This window comes from Aegicerativicinus sediminis (assembly GCF_015476115.1).
In the GTDB taxonomy this organism is placed as follows: domain Bacteria; phylum Bacteroidota; class Bacteroidia; order Flavobacteriales; family Flavobacteriaceae; genus Aegicerativicinus; species Aegicerativicinus sediminis.
The window spans coordinates 3994507-4019859 of record NZ_CP064295.1; the positions used below are offsets into that span (position 1 = coordinate 3994507).

General features: G+C 36.7%; 26 protein-coding genes. 10 read left to right on the top strand and 16 right to left on the bottom strand.

The window, feature by feature from the left end; translation table 11 throughout:
* Nucleotides 1-4: 4 nt before the first annotated feature.
* The gene (locus ISU00_RS17170) at nucleotides 5-298 is read right to left on the bottom strand and encodes a cell division protein ZapA (protein WP_228851901.1); all 294 of its coding nucleotides are present in this window, start codon (nucleotides 296-298) and stop codon (nucleotides 5-7) included.
* Between the two features lie 15 nt (nucleotides 299-313).
* Nucleotides 314-604 (bottom strand): hypothetical protein, encoded by a 291-nt coding sequence (locus tag ISU00_RS17175; RefSeq protein ID WP_228851902.1) that lies wholly within the window; start codon nucleotides 602-604, stop codon nucleotides 314-316.
* A gap of 170 nt (nucleotides 605-774) precedes the next feature.
* On the opposite strand from ISU00_RS17175, the gene ISU00_RS17180 reads away from it, so the two are divergent.
* From ISU00_RS17180 to ISU00_RS17205, 6 genes are all read left to right on the top strand, one after another.
* Nucleotides 775-2457, top strand: a complete 1683-nt coding sequence (locus tag ISU00_RS17180; protein ID WP_228851903.1) for a M23 family metallopeptidase — start codon at nucleotides 775-777, stop codon at nucleotides 2455-2457.
* Nucleotides 2458-2465: 8 nt separating this feature from the next.
* Nucleotides 2466-4925: a TonB-dependent receptor gene (locus tag ISU00_RS17185; RefSeq protein ID WP_228853757.1), complete on the top strand. Its 2460-nt coding sequence runs from the start codon at nucleotides 2466-2468 to the stop codon at nucleotides 4923-4925.
* Nucleotides 4926-5208: 283 nt separating this feature from the next.
* Complete coding sequence (locus tag ISU00_RS17190; RefSeq protein ID WP_228851904.1) at nucleotides 5209-5652, top strand: thioredoxin family protein; 444 nt, start codon at nucleotides 5209-5211, stop codon at nucleotides 5650-5652.
* A complete protein-coding gene (locus ISU00_RS17195) occupies nucleotides 5653-6642 on the top strand; it encodes an FAD:protein FMN transferase (protein WP_228851905.1) in 990 nt (329 codons plus the stop codon).
* On the top strand, nucleotides 6632-6844 hold the full coding sequence (locus ISU00_RS17200) for a DUF4266 domain-containing protein (RefSeq protein WP_228851906.1): 213 nt from the start codon (nucleotides 6632-6634) through the stop codon (nucleotides 6842-6844). Before ISU00_RS17195 ends, ISU00_RS17200 begins: the two co-directional genes overlap by 11 nt.
* An 11-nt stretch (nucleotides 6845-6855) precedes the next feature.
* Nucleotides 6856-8193 (top strand): DUF3570 domain-containing protein, encoded by a 1338-nt coding sequence (locus ISU00_RS17205; RefSeq protein ID WP_228851907.1) that lies wholly within the window; start codon nucleotides 6856-6858, stop codon nucleotides 8191-8193.
* Here the strand turns inward: ISU00_RS17205 and ISU00_RS17210 are convergent, their stop codons facing one another.
* The 4 genes from ISU00_RS17210 to dnaK all read right to left on the bottom strand — a co-directional run bounded on the left by ISU00_RS17210 (nucleotide 8194) and on the right by dnaK (nucleotide 12480).
* Nucleotides 8194-9174: an NAD(P)H-dependent flavin oxidoreductase gene (locus ISU00_RS17210; protein ID WP_228851908.1), complete on the bottom strand. Its 981-nt coding sequence runs from the start codon at nucleotides 9172-9174 to the stop codon at nucleotides 8194-8196. It lies immediately after the preceding gene.
* An 87-nt stretch (nucleotides 9175-9261) separates the two neighbouring features.
* Nucleotides 9262-9786: a 2'-deoxycytidine 5'-triphosphate deaminase gene (locus ISU00_RS17215; protein WP_228851909.1), complete on the bottom strand. Its 525-nt coding sequence runs from the start codon at nucleotides 9784-9786 to the stop codon at nucleotides 9262-9264.
* A 141-nt stretch (nucleotides 9787-9927) separates the two neighbouring features.
* Nucleotides 9928-10446 (bottom strand): lipocalin family protein, encoded by a 519-nt coding sequence (locus ISU00_RS17220; protein WP_228851910.1) that lies wholly within the window; start codon nucleotides 10444-10446, stop codon nucleotides 9928-9930.
* A gap of 120 nt (nucleotides 10447-10566) precedes the next feature.
* The gene (dnaK, locus tag ISU00_RS17225) at nucleotides 10567-12480 is read right to left on the bottom strand and encodes a molecular chaperone DnaK (RefSeq protein ID WP_228851911.1); all 1914 of its coding nucleotides are present in this window, start codon (nucleotides 12478-12480) and stop codon (nucleotides 10567-10569) included.
* A 195-nt stretch (nucleotides 12481-12675) separates the two neighbouring features.
* Between dnaK and panB the strand changes: the two genes are divergently transcribed.
* The 3 genes from panB to ISU00_RS17240 are packed head-to-tail and all read left to right on the top strand — an operon-like array spanning nucleotide 12676 to nucleotide 14621.
* Nucleotides 12676-13494, top strand: coding sequence for a 3-methyl-2-oxobutanoate hydroxymethyltransferase (gene panB / locus ISU00_RS17230; RefSeq protein ID WP_228851912.1), 819 nt, complete (start codon nucleotides 12676-12678; stop codon nucleotides 13492-13494).
* A 49-nt stretch (nucleotides 13495-13543) separates the two neighbouring features.
* Complete coding sequence (locus ISU00_RS17235) at nucleotides 13544-13897, top strand: four helix bundle protein (protein ID WP_228851913.1); 354 nt, start codon at nucleotides 13544-13546, stop codon at nucleotides 13895-13897.
* A 25-nt stretch (nucleotides 13898-13922) separates the two neighbouring features.
* Nucleotides 13923-14621 (top strand): RluA family pseudouridine synthase, encoded by a 699-nt coding sequence (locus tag ISU00_RS17240; RefSeq protein WP_228851914.1) that lies wholly within the window; start codon nucleotides 13923-13925, stop codon nucleotides 14619-14621.
* Here the strand turns inward: ISU00_RS17240 and ISU00_RS17245 are convergent.
* From ISU00_RS17245 to ISU00_RS17290, 10 genes are all read right to left on the bottom strand, one after another.
* Nucleotides 14618-15355: a hypothetical protein gene (locus ISU00_RS17245; RefSeq protein WP_228851915.1), complete on the bottom strand. Its 738-nt coding sequence runs from the start codon at nucleotides 15353-15355 to the stop codon at nucleotides 14618-14620. The genes ISU00_RS17240 and ISU00_RS17245 overlap by 4 nt on opposite strands.
* Nucleotides 15348-16172, bottom strand: coding sequence for a sensor histidine kinase (locus ISU00_RS17250; protein ID WP_228851916.1), 825 nt, complete (start codon nucleotides 16170-16172; stop codon nucleotides 15348-15350). The genes ISU00_RS17245 and ISU00_RS17250 overlap by 8 nt, the downstream gene beginning before the upstream one ends.
* Nucleotides 16145-16864 carry a hypothetical protein gene (locus tag ISU00_RS17255; RefSeq protein WP_228851917.1) on the bottom strand — a complete coding sequence of 240 codons (720 nt, stop codon included), beginning with the start codon at nucleotides 16862-16864 and terminating at the stop codon, nucleotides 16145-16147. Before ISU00_RS17255 ends, ISU00_RS17250 begins: the two co-directional genes overlap by 28 nt.
* A gap of 9 nt (nucleotides 16865-16873) precedes the next feature.
* Nucleotides 16874-17422: a hypothetical protein gene (locus tag ISU00_RS17260; protein WP_228851918.1), complete on the bottom strand. Its 549-nt coding sequence runs from the start codon at nucleotides 17420-17422 to the stop codon at nucleotides 16874-16876.
* Nucleotides 17423-17489: 67 nt separating this feature from the next.
* A complete protein-coding gene (locus ISU00_RS17265) occupies nucleotides 17490-18341 on the bottom strand; it encodes a 5-oxoprolinase subunit C family protein (protein ID WP_228851919.1) in 852 nt (283 codons plus the stop codon).
* A complete protein-coding gene (pxpB, locus tag ISU00_RS17270) occupies nucleotides 18334-19080 on the bottom strand; it encodes a 5-oxoprolinase subunit PxpB (RefSeq protein WP_228851920.1) in 747 nt (248 codons plus the stop codon). The genes ISU00_RS17265 and pxpB overlap by 8 nt, the downstream gene beginning before the upstream one ends.
* A 1-nt stretch (nucleotide 19081) precedes the next feature.
* Complete coding sequence (gene pxpA / locus ISU00_RS17275; RefSeq protein ID WP_228851921.1) at nucleotides 19082-19798, bottom strand: 5-oxoprolinase subunit PxpA; 717 nt, start codon at nucleotides 19796-19798, stop codon at nucleotides 19082-19084.
* The gene (locus ISU00_RS17280; protein WP_228851922.1) at nucleotides 19799-21025 is read right to left on the bottom strand and encodes an Nramp family divalent metal transporter; all 1227 of its coding nucleotides are present in this window, start codon (nucleotides 21023-21025) and stop codon (nucleotides 19799-19801) included.
* A complete protein-coding gene (locus ISU00_RS17285) occupies nucleotides 21018-22133 on the bottom strand; it encodes a DUF2891 domain-containing protein (protein ID WP_228851923.1) in 1116 nt (371 codons plus the stop codon). The genes ISU00_RS17280 and ISU00_RS17285 overlap by 8 nt, the downstream gene beginning before the upstream one ends.
* Before the next feature lie 104 nt (nucleotides 22134-22237).
* Nucleotides 22238-23776 (bottom strand): YifB family Mg chelatase-like AAA ATPase, encoded by a 1539-nt coding sequence (locus ISU00_RS17290; RefSeq protein ID WP_228851924.1) that lies wholly within the window; start codon nucleotides 23774-23776, stop codon nucleotides 22238-22240.
* 107 nt (nucleotides 23777-23883) lie between these two features.
* Here ISU00_RS17290 and ISU00_RS17295 point away from each other — a divergent pair, with 107 nt between their 5' ends.
* On the top strand, nucleotides 23884-25353 hold the full coding sequence (locus ISU00_RS17295; protein ID WP_228851925.1) for an SLC13 family permease: 1470 nt from the start codon (nucleotides 23884-23886) through the stop codon (nucleotides 25351-25353).

Below are 25353 nucleotides of genomic sequence, written 5' to 3' on the forward strand. Positions count from 1 at the left end.
AACGTTAAGCGCTTAAATGATCTTGAAGAAGTTTATCCAAATCATCTAATTTGGCTTGTACTTCCTCATTTACATAGGCTTTATCTATTTTTTTTTGTTCCACTTGGGCTGCAAATTGTAAGGCACACATGGCCAAAACATCTTGCTTATCCCGCACGGAATAACTTTGCTCAAATTGGCTTATCATCGCCTCAATCTTCTTCGCCGCCAATCGCAAACCCTCTTCCTGTTTTGGATCGATGGTTAAAGGATACACACGATTAGCTATAGATATTTTAATTTTAAGCGGTTCTGCCATATAACTGTCTTCTCATTATTCAGACAATTGTGCAATACAATAATCTATTTCTCTAATCAGCGTATTTATTTTGAGCTTGGTATCTCTGTTATTATTATCACTGCCAAGTAATGAATTGGCAATTTTTAAGGACTCATACTTTTCGATCCATGAACTCATTTCTTCTTGAAGCTGCAAATACTTTTTCTGTTGATTTACAAGCTCTTCCGATAGCTTCGTATTGGTCTGTTTGAGAACTTCTTGCTTGTGTAAAATCTTGGAAATTTTGCCCTCTAAGGAATCAACAATATCTTCAATTTTACGCATTGGAACAAATCATTACTCTAGTAACAAAGTTAAGATACCATTTGAAAAATAACAATTGTTTTATAATTATTTTCGAAAATATACACTAACCGTTTATAAGCGTTAAAGTTAAGAACACTTAGTTTGGTAAGCTTTTTGAATTTAATATTTTTGACTCCTCAAATTTTATTATGAAATACCTTTTTCTGCTCCTATTTTTTACTAACCTTAGTTATTCACAACAGGAATACCCGCAATATTATTTTAGAAATCCTCTTGAAGTTCCTGTAGTATTGGCAGGTACTTTTGCAGAATTGAGATCAAACCATTTTCACTCCGGAATGGACATTAAGACCCAAGGTCAAGAGGGTTTAAATGTTGTAGCCTCTGCAGATGGATATATTAGTAGAATAAAAATTTCGCCTTTTGGTTATGGAAAAGCCATTTATATAACCCACCCTAATGGTTATACAACGGTTTACGGTCATTTACAGAAATTATCACCCTCACTGGAAACATATATTAAAAAAGTACAATATGCAAAAGAGCAATTTGATGTTGAGATATTCCCAGCGGTTGATGAATTAAAGGTTTTTAAGGGCGAGTTAGTTGCCATAAGCGGTAATACGGGTAGCTCGGCTGGCCCCCACCTCCATTTTGAAATAAGGGATAAGAATGAACGCCCTCTAAACCCAATGCTTTTTGGAATAAATACCCAAGACACAAAGAAACCCGCAATTACAGGTTTATTTGCTTATACAAAAAACCACAGCTCCCATATTAATAATACATTGGGGAGACGCGAATTGCGTTTAATTGCAGATAACAATGGAGATTATACTACACAAAAGATAGATGCTGAGGGAACAATTGGTTTTGGAGTAATCAGTTACGATCAACAAGATTTGGCTTACAACAAAAATGGACTTTATAACATTCAAACGTTTTTGAACGGCAGCCGCCATTTCGAAATTGATTTCAGACGTTTCAGTTTTGATGAAACTAGGCATATTAATCGCCTTATTGATTATGGCTATTATAGAGATAAGGACGAACGAATTCAAAAATTATTTATTGAAGAAAACAACCCTCTTAACCTGTATAAGAATGCCCAAAATGATGGTTACCTAAAAGTAAAAGACAGTTTATCCTATAGTTACAAAATTAGATTAAGTGATTTTGAGGGTAACGATACATGGATTACCATACCCATTGAAGGTAAAAAGGGCAAAAATGTAAGTTCATTTGAATCTAAGGGAAATGTTGATTTGATTGCGAATCAATCGAATAAATTAGCCGATGGAAAATGGAAAGTAACCATCCCAGCCAATGTACTTTACGAAAACACATCTATTAATTATAAGGTCATTGGAGACACCCTAAAGCTTCATGAAGATGTAATTCCACTGATTAAAAGTTTTAATATAGAATACGACCTTACTTCCTACAAAGAGTCAGATCGCAACCTATTATATATAGCCCAACTAAGTAAGAATGGAAAAAAAATCTATTATACTGGAGCGTCTAGAAAAGGTGATTTTTTAAGTGCCTGGGAAAATAATTTTGGCACCTTCACCATTGGAATTGATAGTATTTCACCTTCCATAACAGCAATTAATTTCAAAGATGGCCAATGGATATCAAGCGCTAATTCACTTATTATCAAAATTGACGATTCAGAATCTGGAATAAGTAACTATAGGGCCACCGTGAATGGAAAATGGATTTTAATGGAATACGATTACAAAAAGGATCTCCTGATACATAATTTCGATGATGGCGTTTTAACTGAAACAGAGAACAAATTGAAAGTTATCGTTACTGATAATGTGGGAAATAGTTCTACATTTATAGCAACATTCTATAGAAAATAACACCGTTGGTGCGCTTGCAACATATTTTAGGCTTATTTTTTTTCCTACAAACCTGCCTCATAATCGGTCAAACGGGCACGGTAACAGGCGTAATACTAAATTCTAATAATCAACCTATTGAAGATGTTTCCATAACATTTGAAAGTTATGGTACTACCTCTAACGAAAATGGCTTTTACACATTAGAGCTTCCCGCTAACCAAGATATACAAATTGAGTTCAGTCACCTCTCCTTTAAAAAGGTGCTTGTTACATTTAATGTAAAGCCCGGGCAAGTAATTGAATTCAACCCTGTTATGCAGGTGAATGTTGAACAAATAAATACGGTAGTGGTTATTAGTTCTGGGAGGAAAAATGTGGAAGGTGTAACCACAATAAATCCGGAAATTTTAAGAACAATACAAGGTGCCCAACCTGGTGTTGAGAATATTTTGAAGACACTCCCTGGCGTAAATATTTCCAATGAACTTAGCACGCAATACTCTGTTCGGGGTGGCAATTTCGATGAAAATTTGGTCTACGTAAATGAAATTGAAGTATACCGCCCGTTCCTAATACGTTCTGGACAACAAGAAGGACTGAGCTTTGTAAATGCAGATATGGTACAAAATGTTGAGTTTTCAGCTGGCGGATTTCAGGCCCGTTATGGCGATAAACTATCCTCGGTTCTAGACATAACATATCGAACACCCATCGATTTTAGTATCGATGCTGATTTAAGCTTATTAGGCGGTGGCGTAACTGCTGAATTTATTACATCAGATTCTAAATTTTCCGGCATAGCTGGTATCCGATACCGAGACAATAGTTTACTTATAAATTCAAGGGAAACTGAAACCAATGTAAAACCTATTTTTACAGATGCCCAAGGCTATTTAACCTATCGGTTTAGCAATAAATTTCATTTAAATTTTTTAGGGACCGCCTCCTTAAACAAATATCAGTTTGAACCACAAAACCGCCAAACAAATTTTGGAACATTACAAGACCCTATTGCGCTTTTAGTTTTCTATGAAGGTCAAGAGAAAGATCGTTATTCAACCCTTGTCGGAGCTCTAAAAGCCGACTATTTTGTTAGTGATGACCTAACCCTAAAACTTATTGGATCGGTATTCCACACCAAGGAAGAAGAGTATTTTGATATACTTGCACAATATCGCCTTGGAGAGGTAAATACCAGCATTGGCGATGAAGATTTAGGTGAAGTGGAATTTAGTGAAGGAATTGGAGGTCAACTGAATCATGCTCGCAATAAACTGGATGCCCTCATTTTAAATTTTCAACATAAAGGTGATTATTTAATAGAGGATGGTTTGTTGGAATGGAGCGCAAAATTCACACATGAAGACATTAGAGATCGTTTGGTTGAATGGGAAGTAATAGACAGTGCTGGATTTACTATCCGCCCTCCTAAAGATAATATTACCAATAATCAACCTTACGAACCATTTGAAGGACCTCTAGTCCCGTTTCAAAATGTTAGGGCAACCAACCAAGTTACTATAGATAGATTGCAAGCTTATCTTCAATGGAGCAAAAGAGGCAATTTAGGGGTACATGGAATTTATTATAATGCCGGAATTCGCTTACATAATTGGACTGTTTCTGGAGAGTCCATCGAAAATGTCAATCAAACTGTTGTAAGTCCACGTTTTCAATTCTCCATTAAACCTAACTGGAAACACGACATGTTATTTAGGATCGCCGGAGGCCTCTATTATCAGCCACCGTTTTACCGCGAATTGAGGGACTCAACCGGAACTGTAAATCCAGAGGTAAAAGCACAAAAATCTTATCACTTGGTGCTTGGCAATGAATACAGTTTTAAAATGTGGGAACGGCCCTTTAAACTAGTTTCTGAATTGTATTACAAGAATTTAACTGATGTTAATCCCTATACACTGGAAAATGTTCGAATACGCTATAGGGCCAAAAACATTGCCAAAGCTTATGCCTACGGATTAGATTTAAGGCTAAATGGACAATTTGTTCCTGGGATGGAATCCTGGTTTAGTTTCGGGTATTTAAAAACCGAAGAGAATATTGAGGATCGAGGTTTTATTTCCAGACCTACGGACCAAAGGTTAAAGTTTGGGGTATTATTCCAAGATTATGTACCAAAATTGCCCGATTTAAAAATGTTTTTGAATCTAGTCTATAATACAGGAGTGCCAGGTGGTTCTCCTAGCTATGCAGACCCTTATGAATACCAAAACCGCTTACGCGATTATAAAAGAGCTGATTTAGGCATCAGTTATATGCTAGTTGACAAATCGAAAACCTATACGTCGAATTGGAAAAAACCTTTTAAAGAACTGGGGATTGGATTTGAAATATTCAACATGTTCGATGTGCAGAACAGCATAACAAATACTTGGGTTAGGGATGTATATTCCAAAAGGCAATATGCTATACCAAATTATTTAACCCCGAGAGTGTTTAATGTTCGACTTCACGCAACATTCTAAAATCGGATAGTCTAGAAAAGAAACAAAGGGAATAAGATTTATAATTATCTTAAATTCCCTTTGTTATCATAACTTTCTTTTCCAGAATTACCTGGCAAAGTTCAATGGGTTTGTTCTCAGCTATTCATTAAAGCACCCCAACTATGATGTATTAAATATACAAAATTTATTGATATTATTACTTCCGATAACTAAACTTTAACAATTGAAATATTTAATTCAACTTTATTGAAATAAATCTATTGAACCTACGTTATTGTGAGAAATGAAGGCTTTAAATAGCATGAAAAACTTTCTGTTTATTATTGGCGTGATATTCTTCCATAGTTATAGCCAAGCCCAAAATTGGGGAACCGATTTTGAAAAAGCAAAATTAGAATCAAGTACAGAACACAAACCTATATTATTAGTATTTCAGGGATCTGATTGGTGCGCACCTTGCATGAAACTCGACAGAGAAATATGGACTTCTGAAACCTTCAAAAATTATTCAAAGGACCATTTAATTTTACTGAAGGCAGATTTTCCTAGAAGAAAACAAAACGCCCTTTCAGCAGAGCAAAAAGAAAAAAATAATCTATTAGCAGAAACATATAATAAAAATGGCTTCTTTCCATTTGTGGTATTATTAGATTCTAATGGAAAGGTATTAGGTACTACAGGCTATAAAAAAATATCACCCGAAGAATATATCACTGAATTAAATTCCTTTTATAACGCGCACTAGTTGAAACTAATTTTTGGCATCGGTTTATTTCTCTCTCTTTCACTCCTTTGCTACGCTCAAGAAATTTATAAAGAATCTATGTCCTTAATGGGCAGTGATTTTGAAATAACCGTCGTTTCAGAAAATGAACAAGCAGGTGCACAATACATTCAAATTGCTGTTGATGAAATTAAACGTATTGAAAAGTTAATTTCTTCATGGGATCAGTCTTCCCAGACTTCAGAAATTAATCGAAATGCAGGAATAAAACCCATCATTGTTGATAGAGAACTTTATAACCTTATAGAACGGTCGATAGCCATTTCTAAGATTACAGATGGAGCTTTCGACATAACCTACGCCTCTATGGATAAGTTGTGGAAGTTTGATGGCTCAATGACCTCCCTACCAACTCCGGAAGAAGTTAGTCAATCGGTGGCTCGAGTAGGCTATGAAAAAATAACCCTTAATGAAGATGAGCAATCCGTTTTTCTGAAACAGCCTCAAATGAAAATCGGGTTTGGAGCCATAGGAAAGGGGTATGCAGCCGATAAAGCAAAAGAAAAACTTATGCAACTGGGTGTTAAAGGAGGAATTATTAACGCATCGGGAGATTTAACTGTTTGGGGATCACAACCCAGTGGCAAAGCTTGGCAGGTGGCAATCACCAATCCGATGGATAAAAATCATGCCTTTACCAAACTACCCATAATGCATGGCGCCGTTGTTACATCTGGAAATTATGAAAAGCGAATTACCCTAGAGGGAAAGACCTTTACTCATATAATAGACCCTAGAACCGGATATCCATCACAAGGAATTTTAAGTGTTACCATTTTTTCTGAAAAAGGTGAATTGGCAGATGCATTGGCAACGTCCGTTTTTGTAATGGGAATTGAAACCGGAATTGACAGAATCAATCAATTGCCGAATGTAGAATGTATAATTGTAGATGATAGCGGAAAGATATTTACTTCTAAAAATATAAGAATAAACAACAATGAAAATTAAATTAGGTTTATTGGCATTGGTTCTCTTTTCTGCAACATCATGTGTTGCAGTTAAAGAATATGAAAAGGTTCAAATTAATGATCCGGATATGACATTGGCAGATCGTCCATGTGATAGAAACATACTTACCTTCCATTCGTACCGTGAGGCAGCATCAGGGGCTAACGGCGGTAAAACCGGAGGTGGTTGTGGTTGTAATTAAATAATTGAATCATGCGTTTTATTTCAAATCATTCGTGGATTTCACTGTTTGTCATATTCTCTATTTCATACCAATCGTATGGTCAGGTGGATGACAACAACCAAGCAGAATCATACAAAAAGAGAGTTCTTGAAACTTCAGAAATTGATTTTCTCTCGAGTTATTATAACCAATCCGGAAACAATGCAGCGGTTTCAGGTGGAATAGGTAGCGAAAAATTAACTGATGCCACAGGTACCATCGTAATGTCCATACCTATGAATGATGATGATGTATTGACCATAGATGCAGGAGTTTCTGCATATACTTCTGCCTCATCGAGCAATATAGACCCTTTTGATACCAATAAAAATGCTGATCCTTTTGTAGCTAGTTCGGGCGCATCTTCGTCAGATCTGTGGAGCAGTCTATCCGCTCATTATTCGCACAGCTCCGATGACCGTAACTCCAACTGGACGGGAAAATTATCATTCGCTTCTGAATATGATTATTTTTCTTTGGGATTCGGGGGAAGTTTTTCCAAAAGTTTCAATGAAAAAAATACAGACCTTACTTTAACCGCAAACGTTTATATCGATTCATGGAATACTATTTATCCAATTGAATTAAGGCCATTTGGAAAAGGTGGCGACGGTTTAGACCATCGATTTTTTGAGAATAAAACCATAATTGGAAATTCCCAATACAACCCTCAATTTTCAGAATTTTCAGATAAGAAGAGAAATAGTTACTCCTTAGGCCTTGTCTTTTCACAAATTTTAAGTAAAAAATTACAGATGTCACTTGCATCCGATTTAGTTTTTCAACGCGGACTGCTGTCCACTCCTTTCCAAAGAGTTTATTTCTCAGATATTGAAGATTCCTTTATAGATAATTTTCAATTGGCCGATGATATTGAACGTTTACCAAACAATCGTTTTAAAGTTGCTCTCGGTGGTAGGTTACATTATTATATTAATGAATGGTTAGTTATGCGAACTTTCTATCGTTATTATTGGGACGATTGGGGAATTAACTCCCAAACTGCGAGTCTTGAAGCACCTATTAAAGTTGGAAATAAATTTACGATCTACCCTTCTTACAGGTTTTATAAACAATCTGCAGCAGATTACTTTGCCGCCTATGAGGAGCATTATTCCACAGAATCATTCTATACCTCAGATTTTGACCTTTCCGATTATACTGCGGACCAATTAGGAATAGGCGCTAGTTATACGGATGTTTTTACAAAATGGCATCTTTGGCATTTCGGCCTTAAAAGTATTGACCTAAAATATGCAAGTTATAAACGTAATACCGGATTAAAATCTCAAATTATAACTGCTGGAATAAAATTTTTGGCTGATTAGTTAAGAAATTAGGCGGTGAACAATTGCTCTAACTGGAGCAATTTCTTTTGTATGTTCAATGCTTGGTCCGGCCACCCAAACAGTTTTATAGGTAGCTCCTTTGGCAGCTTTTTCAGTAGCTTTCATTCCTAAGCTAAAACGGAACATTTTCACCCATTTTTTCAGGCGACGATTTTTATTCAATAATTTTTCCAGCCACGGTTGTTTTGTTCCAATTTTTTGGACATAAGGCGTGTTAATCACGGTACAAGGTGTACCAGAAATCCTTTCGGTCATAACAATGTCGTCTTCACCATATTCAACACATGCTTGTTTGTAACTATCCCCAACATTAGCTTCCTCAGATGCAATAAAGGGGCTTCCAACGGAAACACCTTCTGCTCCAAATTCAAGCATAGTTTCTAATTCCTGCCTATTACCTACTCCCCCGGCACTGATAACTGGTAAGCTAAAATTTTTCTTTAAAAGTTGAATCAATTCTTCGGGGGAAATTCTACCCCTATGGCCTCCTGCTTGATTATTAACAGCAATTAATGCATCTGCTCCCAAATCACTTACTTTTTGGGCATAATTAAAGTCTGTTACATCGCAGAACACCTTTATCCCTTTTTGATGCGCCTTTTGAATTGTTTCTTTAGGATTTCCTAAGGAAGTAAGGATAAAATCACATCCTTCATCACATAATACCTCTAATTGGTCTTTATATTTGAAATTAGATTTGTTTACAATTAGGTTAAACCCGAACGCACCACCCGGAACTTTTGCTGCCTTTAATTCTTTGATCGCCTCTCTGAGCTCCTCAATTGTCCTATAATTAAGGGCAGGAATACAACCTGCGATACCACATTTCATACCCTCAATAACCATGGCTGTATTGGAAACCAGAAACATTGGGGCCATTAGTATTGGATGTTTTATACCTAACATATGGGTAAAGCTATTAGATACGTTTAGTTCAGCTCTATTTTTTGAATCTTCCATTAGGTGTAAGATATACTTTTTAGATGAATTGAAATAAAAAATCCCAAATCTAAAATTTGGGATTACTAAGGTTGTTAATACTTGAACCTATATTCTTGTAAAGGTTAAATCTAAATCAATTACAGCTTCTGCGGTAGTCCCCTCTACATCAATGGTTTCAATAATTTGACCAAAAACCCTTAATGTGGTAGCATTAATCGTTTGGATGTCAAAAGTACGCTCTTCTGTGGAAGTGGTTATTATAAGTTGATTTCCTATTATTTGCCATGATCCAGTACCTATAAATTGAACATCTTCCACTACTTCTTCATACGACTGACCTAGAAACGAAGCTGTAAACCGAATACTGAAATCACCGGTAGAAGTCACTGTATTAGGGTTATCCCTAAATTCCACTGCATAAGTATTATCATAAACGTCTCCTTCAATATCTACAGAAACATTTATTCCACCAATATTTCCTGTTGCCTCCCCGTCAACTAAAAACTCACTTGCTTGCCATTTTCCTACTATAGTATCTTCAATCGTAGGCTCTCCAGGACCGTCATCATCTGAACAAGAAAAGACCATGACAGACAATATAATTAAGGTTAATAATTTCAAATTTTTCATGATGATAGTATTTGGTTCTAAGGGTAAATCTAGTATTTTTTATGCTTAAGATAGGCTGATTTCATAATTTATCGATAAGGTGCAAAACAAAAACATCCCAAAAAATTACTCTTAGGATGTGACTTTACAATTAATTTCAGCCTATCGGATATAGTTTAAAACACCTTTTATTTTGGCCGTCGAAGAAATTTCTTCTAAATCTATAATTTCCTCCTCCTCAATGATTAAAATTAATCTATGCTCCGTTAATTCCTTAATGAGCATAACGGTAGATTCATCCCCATTAATTACGGTTAATTTATCTCCTGACAATGACCAGGTGCCATCTTCCAAGAATTCAAGATCTTCAGCCGTTTCAGTATATTCTTCGCCTAACATTTTAAATGTTAATTCGATACTGTAATAACCGGAAGATATTACGGTATTAGGATTAGAATTAAAAACCAGTGTGTTATTCATATCATAGGCCTCCCCTACAAAGTCGACATTAATGGTTTCTCCATTGAATACAAAAGTGGTTGTACCAGAATAATCAAGATCAGATGCCGTCCACTCACCTTCAATTGAAGATGTAATTTTAGAATTGTTTCCGTCATCACTTGAACAACTAACAAGAATACCTGAAATTATAAATGACATTAATATTGCAAAGTATTTCATGATAGCAAAGGTTAGGTTATAATCAAATCTAATACTTTTCAACATTAAAAATTAATTAGTGTGCCAAATAAAAAAAGCAACCAAAAATGGTTGCTTTTTTCAATCTATATGTGATTTAGGTTATTTTACCTCTTCAAAATCTACGTCTTCAACATCGCTGCTCTCATTAGAACCTTCAGAAGTTGCATCCCCCGCACCATTGGCATCAGCAGTTGAACCTGCTGCACCTTCTTGTTGTGCTTTGTACATCTCTTCACTAGCCGCTTTCCAAGCCTCATTAATCTTCTCTAGGGCTGGATCAATTTGACTAACTTCTTTAGTTTCGTATGCTTTCTTCAATTCTTCCAAAGCACTTTCGATCGGTTGTTTCTTGTCAGCAGACAATTTATCACCAAACTCTTTCAATTGCTTCTCTGTTTGGAAGATCATGGAATCAGCGGTATTCAATTTTTCAGCTGTTTCTTTAGCTTTAGCATCCGCTTCAGCATTAGCTTCAGCCTCTTGCTTCATCCTTTGGATTTCTTCCTCTGTTAAACCTGAAGTAGCTTCAATACGAATGTTCTGTGATTTACCTGTTGCTTTATCAGAAGCAGATACATTGATAATACCATTCGCATCAATATCAAAAGTTACTTCAATTTGAGGCACACCTCGTGGCGCTGGTGGAATTCCATCTAAATGGAATCTACCAATTGTTTTGTTATCCTTCGCCATTGGCCGCTCTCCTTGCAACACATGAATTTCAACTGATGGCTGATTATCTGCAGCCGTTGAGAATACCTGAGATTTCTTTGTTGGAATAGTCGTGTTGGCCTCAATTAATTTGGTCATCACATTACCCATTGTCTCAATACCAAGTGATAATGGAGTTACGTCTAACAATAAAACATCTTTAACATCTCCTGTTAATACACCACCTTGAATTGCAGCACCAACAGCAACCACCTCATCTGGGTTAACACCTTTACTTGGAGCTTTCCCAAAGAATTTCTGAACAGCCTCTTGTACTGCAGGAATTCTAGTTGAACCACCTACAAGGATAATTTCATCAATGTCTGAAGTTTTTAACCCAGCTGCTTTAAGTGCAGATTGGCAAGGCTCGATTGTTCTTTTTACAAGATCATCGATTAATTGCTCAAACTTAGACTTAGTTAGCGTTCTAACCAAGTGCTTAGGCCCACTAGCCGTAGCAGTAATATATGGTAAATTAATTTCCGTTTGGCTAGATGAAGATAACTCTATCTTAGCTTTTTCAGCAGCTTCCTTTAGACGTTGTAACGCCATAGGATCTTTTCTTAAATCAATATCTTCCTCAGATTTAAATTCATCCGCTAACCAATTGATGATTTTTTCATCCACATCATCACCACCTAAGTGCGTATCACCATCAGTAGACAATACTTCAAAAACGCCATCTCCTAACTCAAGGATAGAAACGTCGTGAGTACCTCCACCGAAGTCGAATACTACGATTTTTTGGTCTTGACCTTTTTTATCTAGTCCGTAAGCCAAAGCAGCAGCAGTAGGCTCGTTGATAATTCTTCTAACTTTTAAACCTGCAATTTCGCCAGCTTCTTTAGTAGCTTGTCTTTGGGAATCATTAAAATAAGCAGGTACTGTAATTACAGCTTCGCTAACAGACGTTCCTAAATAATCTTCTGCAGTTTTTTTCATTTTTTGAAGGATCATAGCCGATAATTCCTGTGGTGTATATAGACGGCCATCGATATCAACACGCGGTGTGTCGTTATCTCCTTTTACAACTTTATATGGTACGCGTTCTGCTTCGTTTTTAGATTCAGAATATTTGTTTCCCATAAAACGCTTAATTGAGTAAACGGTTTTCTGAGGATTGGTAACGGCCTGACGTTTTGCAGGATCACCAACCTTAATCTCACCGCCCTCCACAAAAGCAATTACAGATGGGGTAGTACGCTTACCTTCAGCATTAGGTATAACAACAGGCTCGCTACCTTCCATAACAGCAACGCAAGAGTTGGTCGTACCTAAATCTATTCCTATAATTTTACTCATGATACTATATTTATATTTTTTGGTGTTCTTATAAAATTTATTCGGAATGTTTATGTCAATGATTATGCCATGACAAATATTCTGACAAGCTGTCACAATTCTTCAAAATCCAATTCTGACATTATCTTACAGATTCGTAATGAAGTCCATAATTCTAAGGAAATCTCTTTATTTTTACACTTCTAAAATTATTATATGTCTGTTGCTAAAAGAGAGTACAAACGCGTAACCGTAAAATCATTGGTGGAAATGAAGGAAGCCGGGGAAAAGATTTCTATGTTAACGGCTTACGACTATACCATGGCAAAAATTGTGGATGGCGCTGGAATTGATGTAATCCTCGTGGGTGACTCTGCCAGCAATGTAATGGCCGGGCACGAAACAACTCTACCCATTACCCTAGACCAAATGATTTACCACGCCTCCTCTGTAGTAAGGGCTATTAATAGGGCTTTAGTGGTGGTAGACTTGCCGTTCGGGAGTTACCAAAGCGATCCAAAGGAAGCTTTACGATCCGCCATTAGAATTATGAAAGAAAGTGGCGGACATGCGGTTAAATTGGAAGGCGGTAAAGAAGTCAAGGAATCAATTAAACGTATTTTAAACGCTGGAATTCCTGTAATGGGACATTTAGGGCTAACACCACAATCTATCTACAAATTCGGTACCTATACTGTTCGAGCGAAGGAGGATCAAGAAGCTGAAGAATTGCTTGAAAATGCCAAATTTTTGGAAAAAATTGGTTGTTTTGCTGTGGTTTTGGAAAAAATTCCCGCTGCTCTTGCTAAAAAAGTTGCCGAAAGTTTAACAATTCCTGTAATTGGCATCGGTGCAGGTAACGGGGTAGATGGTCAAGTCCTGGTCCTTCATGATATGTTAGGTATGACGCACGAATTCAATCCGAGGTTTCTACGCAGATATTTACACCTTTACGAAGAAATGACCAAAGCCATTTCTCAATATGTTGAGGATGTCAAGGCCGTTGATTTCCCGAATGAGGATGAAATGTATTAACCTAGAATTATTAGATTATTTAGACTTTTAAAGTTTTAAATATTATTGTATGCATAGGTTTAAGGAGTTGGAAATTTGGAAAAGAAGTAGACTGTTTTGCAGCGACATATATAATGCGACCTCCCAGTTTCCAGAATCTGAGAAGTTTGGCCTAACGAACCAACTGAGAAGAGCCTCTATTTCTATTGCTTCAAATATTGCCGAAGGCTCATCCAGAAAATCAAACATAGATTTTGCAAGGTTTATAGAAGTAGCTATTGGTTCTGCTTATGAAATAGAAACCCAACTACTAATCTCAGCCGATTTGAATTTGCTTTCTGAGGAAGATCAAAACCACCTAATTTCAGAATTGAACCAAATAATAAAAATGATTTCAAAATTTAAATCAAGTCTTATAGTCTAAACTTCTAAGAAGTCTTATAATCTAAATGTCCAAATTTCTCTCTAACGAATATAACCTGCAGGTTCTTTACGAAGATAATCACTGTATCATAGTGAATAAGCGCGTTGGGGACATTGTTCAAGGCGATAAAACGGGTGACACTCCCCTTTCTGAAATAGTAAAACTTTATTTAAAAGATAAGTACAATAAGCCTGGTAATGTCTACTTGGGAGTCGTTCACAGAATAGACCGTCCAACGAGTGGTTTAGTCCTTTTTGCGAAGACCAGTAAATCCTTGCCACGTTTCAATAAACTGTTTGCTGAAAAATCTGCTGAAAAAACCTATTGGGCTATAGTAAAAAATCCACCACCCAAAAAGAGAGATACCTTAATACACTGGTTACGAAAAAATCCAAAAAATAATAAAGCCATTGTATTTACAAAGGAAACCTCCAATGCTAAAAAGGCTATTCTCACATATGACCTAATAAAGGAGTTAGACAACTACTATCTTCTTGAGATTAATCTTGAAACAGGTCGCCACCACCAAATACGCGCACAGTTGTCTGCCATTGGTTGCCCCATAAAAGGAGATTTAAAATATGGTTTTGACCGCAGCAATCCTGATGGTGGGATTCATCTTCATGCACGAAAATTAAAATTAGAACATCCCGTTTCTCATGAACTCATAGAAGTTGAGGCACCAATACCAGAAAATGATGCGCTTTGGCAAGCGTGCTTTTAGGGATAATTAACTAAGTTTTCAATTTTCTTGGGCCTACAATAAATAAGTGTTATCGCAAATGATCCATACATCCCGAAAATCGCATAAATGTAAATGAGGCGCCTCAGCCTTACATAAGCATTATCAACAGAATTATAATAAGGTTCATAAAATTGAGTGGTCGCAATTGTGAGATACCATAAAAGGTATATACAACTCACATAAAAGGACACAGATTTATTAAAAGTTAATATGGTATCGCTCCCTAATAAATCGATGAAATAAAACGTGATGCAAACAAGTACAACCGAAGTACTTAGTATTTGGTGGATAGGGAAAGATTTCACAAAAAATGCATCAAAATTTATCACAATCTTTACTATTGATACGACTAAAAATAGCCAACCAACTACTTTCAAAATTGACAAAAGTCTTTTTGATTTTAGAATTTTCATATAATATCTCAAAATAAGAAGGGTGGCGCCAATTTGCCAAAAAAGCGTATACCACCAGCGGTTCTTTTCAAAAATTGTATCTATTAGTAAATATCTTAGAGAATGCAAAAATTCATAATCTATTACATAATTTGTATATCCACCAATGGCATCCACCGCCCAAGCAGCAAAAAGAAAATGAATGAAATATATAGTGCTAGTTTTCTTGTAAGACTTGTACAGGAGCAAACCAATTACTGCCGCAATAAATTCGGCTGAATGAAAAATTAACGAAGAATGGTCAACTAAAAAATCATTCAAAATCCTTGATTAATATAGACTGAAACGGATAAACCATTTCCACCTTTACCCCAGCTCCCATGGCACTTTCAATAGTGAATCTAGTATTAATAAGTTCTGCCCGTTTTTTCATGTTAATTAAGCCTGAACCAGGCTCGACAGTTTCCATATCAAAACCACGACCATCGTCCTTCAATACAATTTTTAAGTCGTTTGGGCAAAAATCAAAGTGGACTTCTACTTTTTGAGCTTCAGAATACTTAAGGCTGTTACTCAAAAACTCTTGAATAATACGGAACAAAACCAATTGATGACTTTTCTGGATCAAACCATCCTTTTCAGCATTGTAGGTAAAGACAACTTCTTCAAACTTGAAGCGTCTTAAGCGCTCTGTTTCATTTGCAACGGTTGCGATAAGGCCTTTTTCCAAAATAACATCTGAATTTAGCGATTTGCTTAATGACCTTACTTCTTCAATACCCTTTTTTATGGTTTCTGAGGTGTTAGAAACCTTTTCCCTAAACTGATCTTGGGTATTTTTTGCGAGCATCTGTATTTGCATATTGGCGTAAGCCAAAATCTGTCCGACATTATCGTGCAATTCCCTACCTATAAAACGCAAAGTTTCTTCCTGAACCTCAGCCTGTATGGTTTGCATCTCCTTAGAAAAGGTTTCCTTTTGCTTTATCTTTTCTTCGATGAGCTTGTTTTTACGCCGCTGAAATACCACAGCAATGGCAATAACCATGGCCGTTATTAAAAACAAGGCAAAAATCATATAGACCAAGAGTTCCCTCTCAGCCTCAGTACTTACTGGTCTTTCTGTGGCCTGCACCATAATAGAGCAAAAATAAACATGGAATACATAAAAATATTGGCAAAAATGTAAATCAATCTCTGCAAATTAACATATATCATATCACCACCATGATAATATCGCTTATAAATAATTAAAATACAGACAACATTATAAAAAATTAAAAGAGTCCAGCTTATGTAAAATGTTGCAGACCTTTGAATATCCAATATTTCATTAGTAAGCATTAATTCTATAAAATAAAGCGTAACACAGGTAAAAATTACGACTATGGAGCCTGTTTGATGAAAGCTATAATAACCTATCGGCAAAGTCTCCAAATTCCTTACAATGACGAAAATTGAAATTAAAAAAAACAAACCTCCAAAAAAGACTAAAATCCTTTTTAAAATATTGTTCTTTAAGGTTTTATAGTAAAAGAGAACAATAAAGATTGTTGCTCCTATTCTCCAAAATATAGTTGACATCCAATAGTTGAGCTCGAAGAATGTTCCTTTAAGCGCTTCTTTAATAGAAGATAAAAATTCATACTTCTGTAGAAATTGTGTATAACTTAATGATACACTTACCAAATAAGCATATACCAAAAAAAAGATAAAATATCTAACGTTGGTATGTTTATAAGATTTATAAGTAATTACACCAGTTAATGCTGCTAGGAAAGAAATTGAATTAAATATCCAGGTAGCATTATTTAAAAGTAAATCCTTCAATAAAAAATATTATTGAGGATACCCTACTGAAGGAGGATAACCTCCAGTACCATCATCCAAACCATCTATATCGGTAATATCTCCAGAACCACTTTGGTAGGTGTTAAACAAAAATGAGCCCTCACCAGTCATTCGTTTACCGGTAGGCGATATAAACAATGTAATCATATCCTTGTTTTTTGAATCACCTTTGGCGCCTATATATAGACGAATGCCATCCAATTCGTAACCTTTGGCCGTAGCAGCAGAGTCGGCATATTGCAAATAAGACTTAATATCATCAAGCGCATACCAAGACGAACGATTATCTTCTTTACCAAATACACGCTCAACAGCTTGATGCCTTTCGTTATAATTTTCACTCAATACTTTCATTTGGTCGGGCGTTACCAAACCACTAGGCTTTGCCATACGCTCTTGTTGTACAGGTTCTTCAACAACCATATCGGGTTCTTCAACCATTTTTGGTTCATCCTTTATATCGGAATCTTTATTAATAAAGTAACACACCAGAAATCCGAGGATAAGTCCGGTTAAGAATAATAGGAAATTTTTCATGGGAATAGTTTTTTAGCACTACCAATTTAGTTAAAATATTAAGACCCTAAAAAATGATTGGAGCCAATCAGAATTCTATCAGTTTGAAAACCAATTTATCACCCATCTTTTTTTGGGCTATCCCATCGATGGATTTTTCTGTCAACTGAAGAACCCTCGGGTATCCACCAGTTGTTTGGCTATCTCGCATTAAGATAATTAGTTTTCCCTGCGGAGTAAGCTGAACCGTGCCTGGCAAGACAGCTGATGTGATCATGGATGGTAATGAATTTGACAGTTCCTCTTGGATTTGATAACCCATGCGGCTAAAATGATTGGAAACAGTAAATGTGTTGCCAACCAACTGATTTCTGAGATGTTCAGGTAACATTTCAAATTCGGGGCCTTTAAAACATTCCATTAATTCCTGCGATCCAATAAATTGTTTGTTTTGAATTCGTGCGCCAGAACCATAAGTAAATCCTGAATATTCCTGTATTGGAATAGCATGTCCTCTTTTTATTACAGAATTTCCTGTTACTGATTGAAGTTGGCTGCGACTTCCTAATATGGGTTCAGTTGAAATCCCCCCTTTAACTGCAAGATAGGTTCTAAAACCTGAGGTTAATCTCCCAAAACCTAAAATTGAACCTTTATCAACAGCATAAATTTTACAATTTTCAATTCGTTGGCCATTGATTTGGGGTTGCATTTCAGCACCTGTTACACAAATGGCTGTTGGGCATTGAAATCTTAACTTAGGTCCTGTCATTGTTATTTCCAATCCTGCCGCATTTTCGCTATTATTTAAAAGAGCATTTGCTAACCTCAGGGCCGTTTCGTCCATTGCGCCAGAAACAGGGACACCGTAATGGCTAAAACCAAACCTACCCAAATCCTGGATAGTACTATAAAATCCTGACGAAAGGACCTCAATCATTTTCCAAGATTTTTTCCCAGTTATACCTATTTTGTTCTACTTCATTTTGAAGATAGTGGTAATGTTCAGTTGTAATAGGTTTGAATTTCACGACATCATTATTCGTCGCGAAACAAGGTGGATTTAAATGAGGATCAAAAAAGGGAACTGGGGTGGATCCAATAACATGCCATCCACCCGGACTATCTTGGGGATAAATACCGGTTTGTTGTCCTCCGATAGCCACTGAACCTTTTTTTACATTTAAATTAGGAATTGATTTTCGAGGAGTACACAATTTTTTATCCAACCCACCCAAGTATAAAAATCCAGGTAAAAATCCGATAAAGTAAACCGTATATCTTCCATTGGAATGCAATTCAATAATTTCCTCTTTGGTCATTTTTTTATCCTGTGAAATAGCATCTAAATCAGTCCCAAATTTTGAGTCGTAACAAACAGGAATCCTCCAAGTTTTAAAATCCTTATCCAAAGGAACAAATGGAGCCGAAACCACCTCTTTTACAACCGAAACCTCACTATAGATTTTATCAATAGTTAAATCATATTTAATTAATATCGAGCTGTATGCATTGATTATTTCAACTTTTTGTTTAATATAAAAATTTTCAAGCAAATTTTTAACGAAGAGAAGTTCTGAAAGTGTGGAAGATCCGATATTTGGTTTAAATTCCACCAAAATAGAACGCTCATTATAAGGGCGAACTCTAGGGTAAACTACACTATCTGCGGCTTTCATTTTAGCTAGATTTTTCGCGAATAAATTTTAAAATTTCCACAGCGTTTGGTGTATCCCCATGTATACAAAAGGTATCCACTTCAATAGGTCTCTCCTCCCCTTCCGCGGTAATAACTTTACCATTTATTGCCATCTGGCACAATTGATCCCAAACCAAATTTGGGTCGGTAATCACGGAGCCTTTTTGAGTTCTTGGAGTAAGACTTAAATCATTCTGGTACGTTCTATCAGCAAAGGCCTCATAACAAACCTTTATGTTGGCAGATTGTGCCATATCTGCAATAAGGGAACCATAAGGTACATACAGTGAAATTGGAGCCGAAAAACCTTTTACCGCCTCAATAATTACTTGGGCAACTCCCTCATCTTTTACCGCATCATTGTACAGGGCTCCATGTGGCTTAATATGGTGCAGGTTCAATGAATGTGACCTTACAATTTTAACTAAAGACCTAACCTGCTTAACCAGACTAGTAAATAGATCGGCGCTACTTATATCCATTGAAACTCTACCGAAATTTTCCGGATCTGGATATGAAGGATGAGCACCAATAATAACCCCATTACTTTTAGCCAATCTAACAACCCTATCCATTTCCTCCTCACTTCCGGCATGACCGCCACAAGCAACATTACAACTGTTTAAATATGGCATTAGCAAATGCTCATTCCCGATACCCTCACCTACATCAGCATTAATATTTAAGTTCAATTTCATTTAAATAAGCTTTAATACCATTAAAATGCTTTTCACACCAAGTCCTACCACAATTAGAATTATAGCCACTGCTATTACATTTAGCCATATAGCATTAGTGTATTTGCCCAGTAAGCGCTTACGATTTGTTACCCAAAGCAAAAATCCCGCTATAATGGGCAGCAACAGACCATTTGCAAACTGCGCAAATTGAATAATACTAATAGGCTTCAACCCTAAGGAAGACACAAATACACCGATAACAATAACTAGTACCCAGACCGACCTAAATTTTACAGAAGATATCCCCGCAGACCATCCAAAGCAACCAGCGGCAACATAGGCGGCGGCCAAGGGAGCAGTAATAGCACTTGTTAAACCAGCTGCGAACAAACCTATCCCAAGAAAGATTTTGGCCGAATTACCGTATAATGGCTCTAGGCTTCTTGCTAAATCTGCAGCATTTTCTAATTGGGCACCTTGAATTGCCGATGCAGTTACAATTATACCCATGGAAACCATCCCCCCCAATATAATTGCGAGAAAGCTATCCCTCCTTGCCGCAGGTAAATCTGATATACCTTTCCATTTTTCACTAACTAGGGAAGCATGAAGGAAAAGGTTGTAAGGAACCACAGTTGTACCAATCAATCCCACTACGGTTAACAAACTATTTTCAGGAACATCCGGAACAAAAACACCTTTGATCAATTCCCAAAAATTAGGCTTTGTAAATAGTGCGGCAGTTATAAAAGAAAGGCTCATTAGGATTACTAAACTTACTAAAAATCGCTCAATAATCTTATATTTCCCTATCCCAAGTACGATTAAAGCTATTATACCGATAATAATTGGTATAAAATTGATTTCTAGGTTATTAATTTTAAAATTATTTTTTGACACAACCGCTTCCAAACCCAATACACCTCCTGAAATATTGCCCGCCTCATACGCGGCATTTCCTATAATGATTGCACTTACCATTAGTACCATCATGAAACCTCTTATCACTGGATTATTGATTTCTGATCGAATTACTGCAGACAAACCCCTTCCGGTAATCAATCCTAATCTGACTGCCATTTCTTGCAATACAATTGTAGCTACCACAGAAAGGGCCATGGCCCATAAAAGGGCATATCCGAATTTAACTCCAGCCAATGTACAAACGGTCACAGTACCAGGGCCAATGAATGCTGCCGCAATTAACGGTCCTGGGCCAATATTCTTATACCATGGGTTACTCATTCGGCACAGAGTTTATTGCATATAGTGCAAAACTACCTAACCAATGTCCGCCTTCATAAGCATCGTCCACAATATTAGGCAAGGAGTAATTAATGTGTTTATAGGCAATTTGCTGCAGATGGGCTAATTGGGGCATACCTTCCGCAATTTTTAGCAAGCTCCAGGCTCTAGAAAAATTAACCCCGTCCAAATGTACTAATTTACCATCGGACCTATCTGAAACAATCCCTACTTCCAATTGAAAATTAGGGTTTAATAAAGGGGGTAAAAACTCGCTGAACCATTTTTCAAATTCTGGTTTAGATAATATTCGTTTCATCAATGCTGCCTCTTCCAAACAGGGGGAAAGGAAATCGAATCCGCCTGGTTCCCATCCTAGGGGGCATCCTTGGTCATCCAAATAAAAATCTTTTGCTCTTTGAGTTATAACGTTTAACAACTTTTCATCCCCAACAGTTTTGGCATAATCATAGGCGAAAGACAATCCAAATGCCGTATTTGGGTGCTCACCAACTCGAATAGGATAATTAAGTTTAGGAAGAAACTCTATATATTTTTCAACCATTAAATCGGTTAAAGGCATGAGATTTTCTTCTAATTGTTTCGCCAAAGGATTATCCCAAGTATGAAGTTCTTCTGCCAATTTTAAGAGCCAAGCCCATCCATAAGTACGCTCATAAGAACTATTTAACGGTCCATCGAAATAATCAATTTCCTGTTGGATATTTTCTTTTGAAATATTTTGAAGGAGCAACGCACCTATTTCAGATTTATTCTCAATATCAGGAAACTGCTTTAACAAACTCACTAAACTCCAATGCCCATGAACGGCGGAATGCCAATCGAAACATCCATAAAATGCTGGATGTAGCGCTTGAGGTGATTTTAAATCCTCATCGCCTCCAATGGTTTGGTTTAGCTTATTGGGGTATTCTTGGACAATGCATTTAAGCGGTAATTTGGAAAGATTGGTTGCAGCATGCAAATCTAAATGAGGAATTTGGACCTTTAGCGTATCTTTTTCAGTTTCAATAACACTTACCTCTTCCTTTTGCTTTTCGTTACAAGAAACAATAAGGACGCAAATACACAGTAGTTTTTTAATCATGAGTTTTCAGTTTAGCTCTTGACTAAAATATTAAAAACATCATGTTTTGACCTTATTGAGTTATTAAAATGTATGAACCAAAAGTTCTAATGTAATTTTCAGGTTTAACCCAACCATCCTTCTCTATCCAAACTCCTATATTGAATAGCCTCGCCAATGTGATGGCTTTCAACAGTTTCAGAACCTTCAAGGTCCGCAATGGTACGTGAAACCTTTAAAATACGGTCATATGCCCTTGCCGAAAGATTGAGTCTATCCATTGCATTTTTCAACAATTCGCGAGATTCATGGTTCAAAACACAAAATTCCTTTATCTGTTTGGAAGACATTTGGGCATTGTAATGGATATTATCTAGGTTAGAAAAACGTGTAGTCTGCAATTCACGGGCAGACATTACCCTATTTCTAATTTCTCTGGAACTCTCTGCAGGCCTATCTTCAGAAAGTTTTTCAAAAGGTACAGGTGTGACTTCTATATGGATATCAATTCTATCCAATAAAGGTCCTGATATTTTTGAAAGGTACCGTTGCATTTCTGCAGGTGAAGACATTACTGGGGCTTTAGGATCATTAAAATAACCTCCAGGACTGGGATTCATACTAGCCACAAGCATAAATGAAGAAGGATAGGTTACGGTAAATTTTGCTCGAGATATTGTTACTTCACGGTCCTCCAATGGCTGCCGCATAACCTCCAATACGGTGCGTTTAAATTCGGGCAGTTCATCCAAAAACAACACACCATTGTGCGCCAATGAAATTTCCCCCGGTTGAGGAAATGTTCCGCCCCCAACTAATGCTACGTCTGAAATTGTATGGTGTGGGCTTCTAAAAGGCCTCTGTGCCATTAAACCGGTATGCTGTTTAACTTTCCCCACAACCGAATGTATTTTAGTGGTTTCAAGGGCTTCATGCAAGGTCATTGGTGGTAAAATACTGGGTAATCGTTTTGCCAACATGGTTTTTCCCGCTCCTGGCGGTCCAATCAAAATGATATTATGACCGCCAGCAGCAGCAATTTCCATACACCTTTTAATGCCTTCCTGCCCTTTAACATCTGCAAAATCATGCTCTGGGAATTCAATATTTTTGAAATATTCGGTTCGCGTATCAATTACCGTTGGTTCTATAGATTTTTTACCATTAAAAAATTCGAGAACCTCCATAATATTATTAACACCATAAATAACCAAATCTTTAACAATAGCGGCTTCATGGGCATTTTGGGCAGGGAGTATAAATCCTTTGAACCCCTCTTGCCAAGCTTTAATGGCAATGGGCAAAGCTCCCTTTATGGGTTGCAACTGACCATCTAATGACAATTCTCCCATTATTATGTACTTATCTACTTCATCCGCCTTAATTTGATTAGATGCTGATAAAATACCAACCGCCAAGGTTAGGTCGTAAGCACTACCCTCTTTACGAAGATCGGCTGGCGACATGTTTATTATTATTTTTTTTCCAGGGATTTTATAGCCATTATTCTGTAATGCGGCTGCAATTCTATAATTGCTTTCTTTAATGGCATTATCCGGAAGACCTACCAAATGGTAACCAATTCCATTATCAATATTTACTTCGACCGTAACAGTAGTAGCTTCAACGCCAAATACAGCGCTTCCGTAGACTTTCTTTAGCATGGGGATAAATTTGCACTAATGTAATGAAAGCCAACAGGTTTTAAAAAACAAAACGCGATGGAGCAATAAATAATTAATTATGTTAAATTGGCAGTAGTTCTTATTATATGAAACGAAACAAACTATTCGGTTTAATACTCGGTCCACTTGCCTTTATTCTCATTCAACTGTTTTTTCATCCAGATGGCTTAAGCGATCAGGGAAGATCGGTTTTAGCCTCTGCTATTTGGATAGCCATTTGGTGGGTTACAGAAGCAATCCCTATTGCCGCGACGGCTTTACTACCAATTGTTTTATTTCCATTAACTGGCGGCATGAGTTTAGCCGAAACCACCCCGGCATATGGCCATAAGTATGTATTTCTTTATTTAGGAGGATTTATAATAGCCTTGGCCATAGAAAAATGGCAGCTACATAAGCGAATCGCATTAAATATCATCAATTTCGTAGGAACGAATGTTAGAAAGATCATTTTAGGATTTATGCTCGCAACTGCCTTTTTATCAATGTGGATTTCTAATACTGCTACCTCCGTAATGATGCTTCCTATTGGAATGGCTATCATAGATCAGCTGAAGGACAACCCTAATACAATAGCCAATGAGAATAAAATTTTCGGGAAAGCCTTAATGCTTGCAATTGCCTACAGCGCCTCCATTGGTGGGATTGCAACTTTAATTGGCACACCTCCTAACTTAGTATTAGCTGGTGTTGTAAATGAACTGTATGGATATGAAATAACATTTACCCAATGGTTTATGTTTGGCTTTCCAATTTCGTGTATTCTTTTAGCAATTTGCTGGGTGTATATAACCCGATTTGCTTTTAGTTTTAAACAAAATGCCTTCCCTGGAGGAAAAGAAGAAATAAAATCGCAATTAAGGAGCCTAGGACAGGTGAGCTATGAAGAAAAGGTTGTAGGGATTGTTTTCGGACTAGCCGCTTTTAGCTGGATTAGCCGTTCGTTTCTTCTTCAAAAGATGTTTCCAGCATTGGACGACACAATAATTGCCATATTATTTTCTCTAATTCTTTTTATTCTACCGAGCAAAAACCAAAGAGGGGCACTTATGAAATGGAATGAAGCGGTTAAACTCCCATGGGGAATTATATTGCTTTTTGGAGGTGGAATGACTTTAGCTAATGGATTTGAAGAAAGTGGATTGGCATTATTTATTGGCGAAAAAATGGCAGGTTTATCAGGTTTGTCAACCTTCCTTATCATATTAATTATTGTAGCTTCAGTAAATTTCTTAACCGAAATCACTTCTAACTTGGCCACAACCGCTATGTTATTACCTGTACTTGCTCCTATGGCATTGTCAATAGACATGCACCCATTTGCATTGATGACTGCAGTAGCGGTTGCTGCAAGTTGCGCATTTATGCTTCCGGTTGCAACACCTCCTAATGCCGTAGTTTTTGGTTCTGGTTATTTAAAAATACCCGACATGGCAAGAAAGGGATTTATAATGAATGTTATTTCAATTTTCCTTCTTTCTTTATTCGTTTACTTTCTCCTTCCAGCGGTCTGGGATATTGTGATAGAAGAGTTTCCAAAAGATCTCATTAGATAA

Coding starts and splice junctions, on each gene's coding strand:
- ISU00_RS17170 (WP_228851901.1), bottom strand. CDS start 298: ATGGCAGAACCGCTTAAAATTAAAATATCTATAGCTAATCGTGTGTAT.
- ISU00_RS17175 (WP_228851902.1), bottom strand. CDS start 604: ATGCGTAAAATTGAAGATATTGTTGATTCCTTAGAGGGCAAAATTTCC.
- ISU00_RS17180 (WP_228851903.1), top strand. CDS start 775: ATGAAATACCTTTTTCTGCTCCTATTTTTTACTAACCTTAGTTATTCA.
- ISU00_RS17190 (WP_228851904.1), top strand. CDS start 5,209: ATGAAAAACTTTCTGTTTATTATTGGCGTGATATTCTTCCATAGTTAT.
- ISU00_RS17200 (WP_228851906.1), top strand. CDS start 6,632: ATGAAAATTAAATTAGGTTTATTGGCATTGGTTCTCTTTTCTGCAACA.
- ISU00_RS17205 (WP_228851907.1), top strand. CDS start 6,856: ATGCGTTTTATTTCAAATCATTCGTGGATTTCACTGTTTGTCATATTC.
- ISU00_RS17210 (WP_228851908.1), bottom strand. CDS start 9,174: ATGGAAGATTCAAAAAATAGAGCTGAACTAAACGTATCTAATAGCTTT.
- ISU00_RS17215 (WP_228851909.1), bottom strand. CDS start 9,786: ATGAAAAATTTGAAATTATTAACCTTAATTATATTGTCTGTCATGGTC.
- ISU00_RS17220 (WP_228851910.1), bottom strand. CDS start 10,446: ATGAAATACTTTGCAATATTAATGTCATTTATAATTTCAGGTATTCTT.
- dnaK (WP_228851911.1), bottom strand. CDS start 12,480: ATGAGTAAAATTATAGGAATAGATTTAGGTACGACCAACTCTTGCGTT.
- panB (WP_228851912.1), top strand. CDS start 12,676: ATGTCTGTTGCTAAAAGAGAGTACAAACGCGTAACCGTAAAATCATTG.
- ISU00_RS17235 (WP_228851913.1), top strand. CDS start 13,544: ATGCATAGGTTTAAGGAGTTGGAAATTTGGAAAAGAAGTAGACTGTTT.
- ISU00_RS17240 (WP_228851914.1), top strand. CDS start 13,923: ATGTCCAAATTTCTCTCTAACGAATATAACCTGCAGGTTCTTTACGAA.
- ISU00_RS17250 (WP_228851916.1), bottom strand. CDS start 16,172: ATGGTGCAGGCCACAGAAAGACCAGTAAGTACTGAGGCTGAGAGGGAA.
- ISU00_RS17260 (WP_228851918.1), bottom strand. CDS start 17,422: ATGAAAAATTTCCTATTATTCTTAACCGGACTTATCCTCGGATTTCTG.
- ISU00_RS17265 (WP_228851919.1), bottom strand. CDS start 18,341: ATGATTGAGGTCCTTTCGTCAGGATTTTATAGTACTATCCAGGATTTG.
- pxpB (WP_228851920.1), bottom strand. CDS start 19,080: ATGAAAGCCGCAGATAGTGTAGTTTACCCTAGAGTTCGCCCTTATAAT.
- pxpA (WP_228851921.1), bottom strand. CDS start 19,798: ATGAAATTGAACTTAAATATTAATGCTGATGTAGGTGAGGGTATCGGG.
- ISU00_RS17280 (WP_228851922.1), bottom strand. CDS start 21,025: ATGAGTAACCCATGGTATAAGAATATTGGCCCAGGACCGTTAATTGCG.
- ISU00_RS17285 (WP_228851923.1), bottom strand. CDS start 22,133: ATGATTAAAAAACTACTGTGTATTTGCGTCCTTATTGTTTCTTGTAAC.
- ISU00_RS17290 (WP_228851924.1), bottom strand. CDS start 23,776: ATGCTAAAGAAAGTCTACGGAAGCGCTGTATTTGGCGTTGAAGCTACT.
- ISU00_RS17295 (WP_228851925.1), top strand. CDS start 23,884: ATGAAACGAAACAAACTATTCGGTTTAATACTCGGTCCACTTGCCTTT.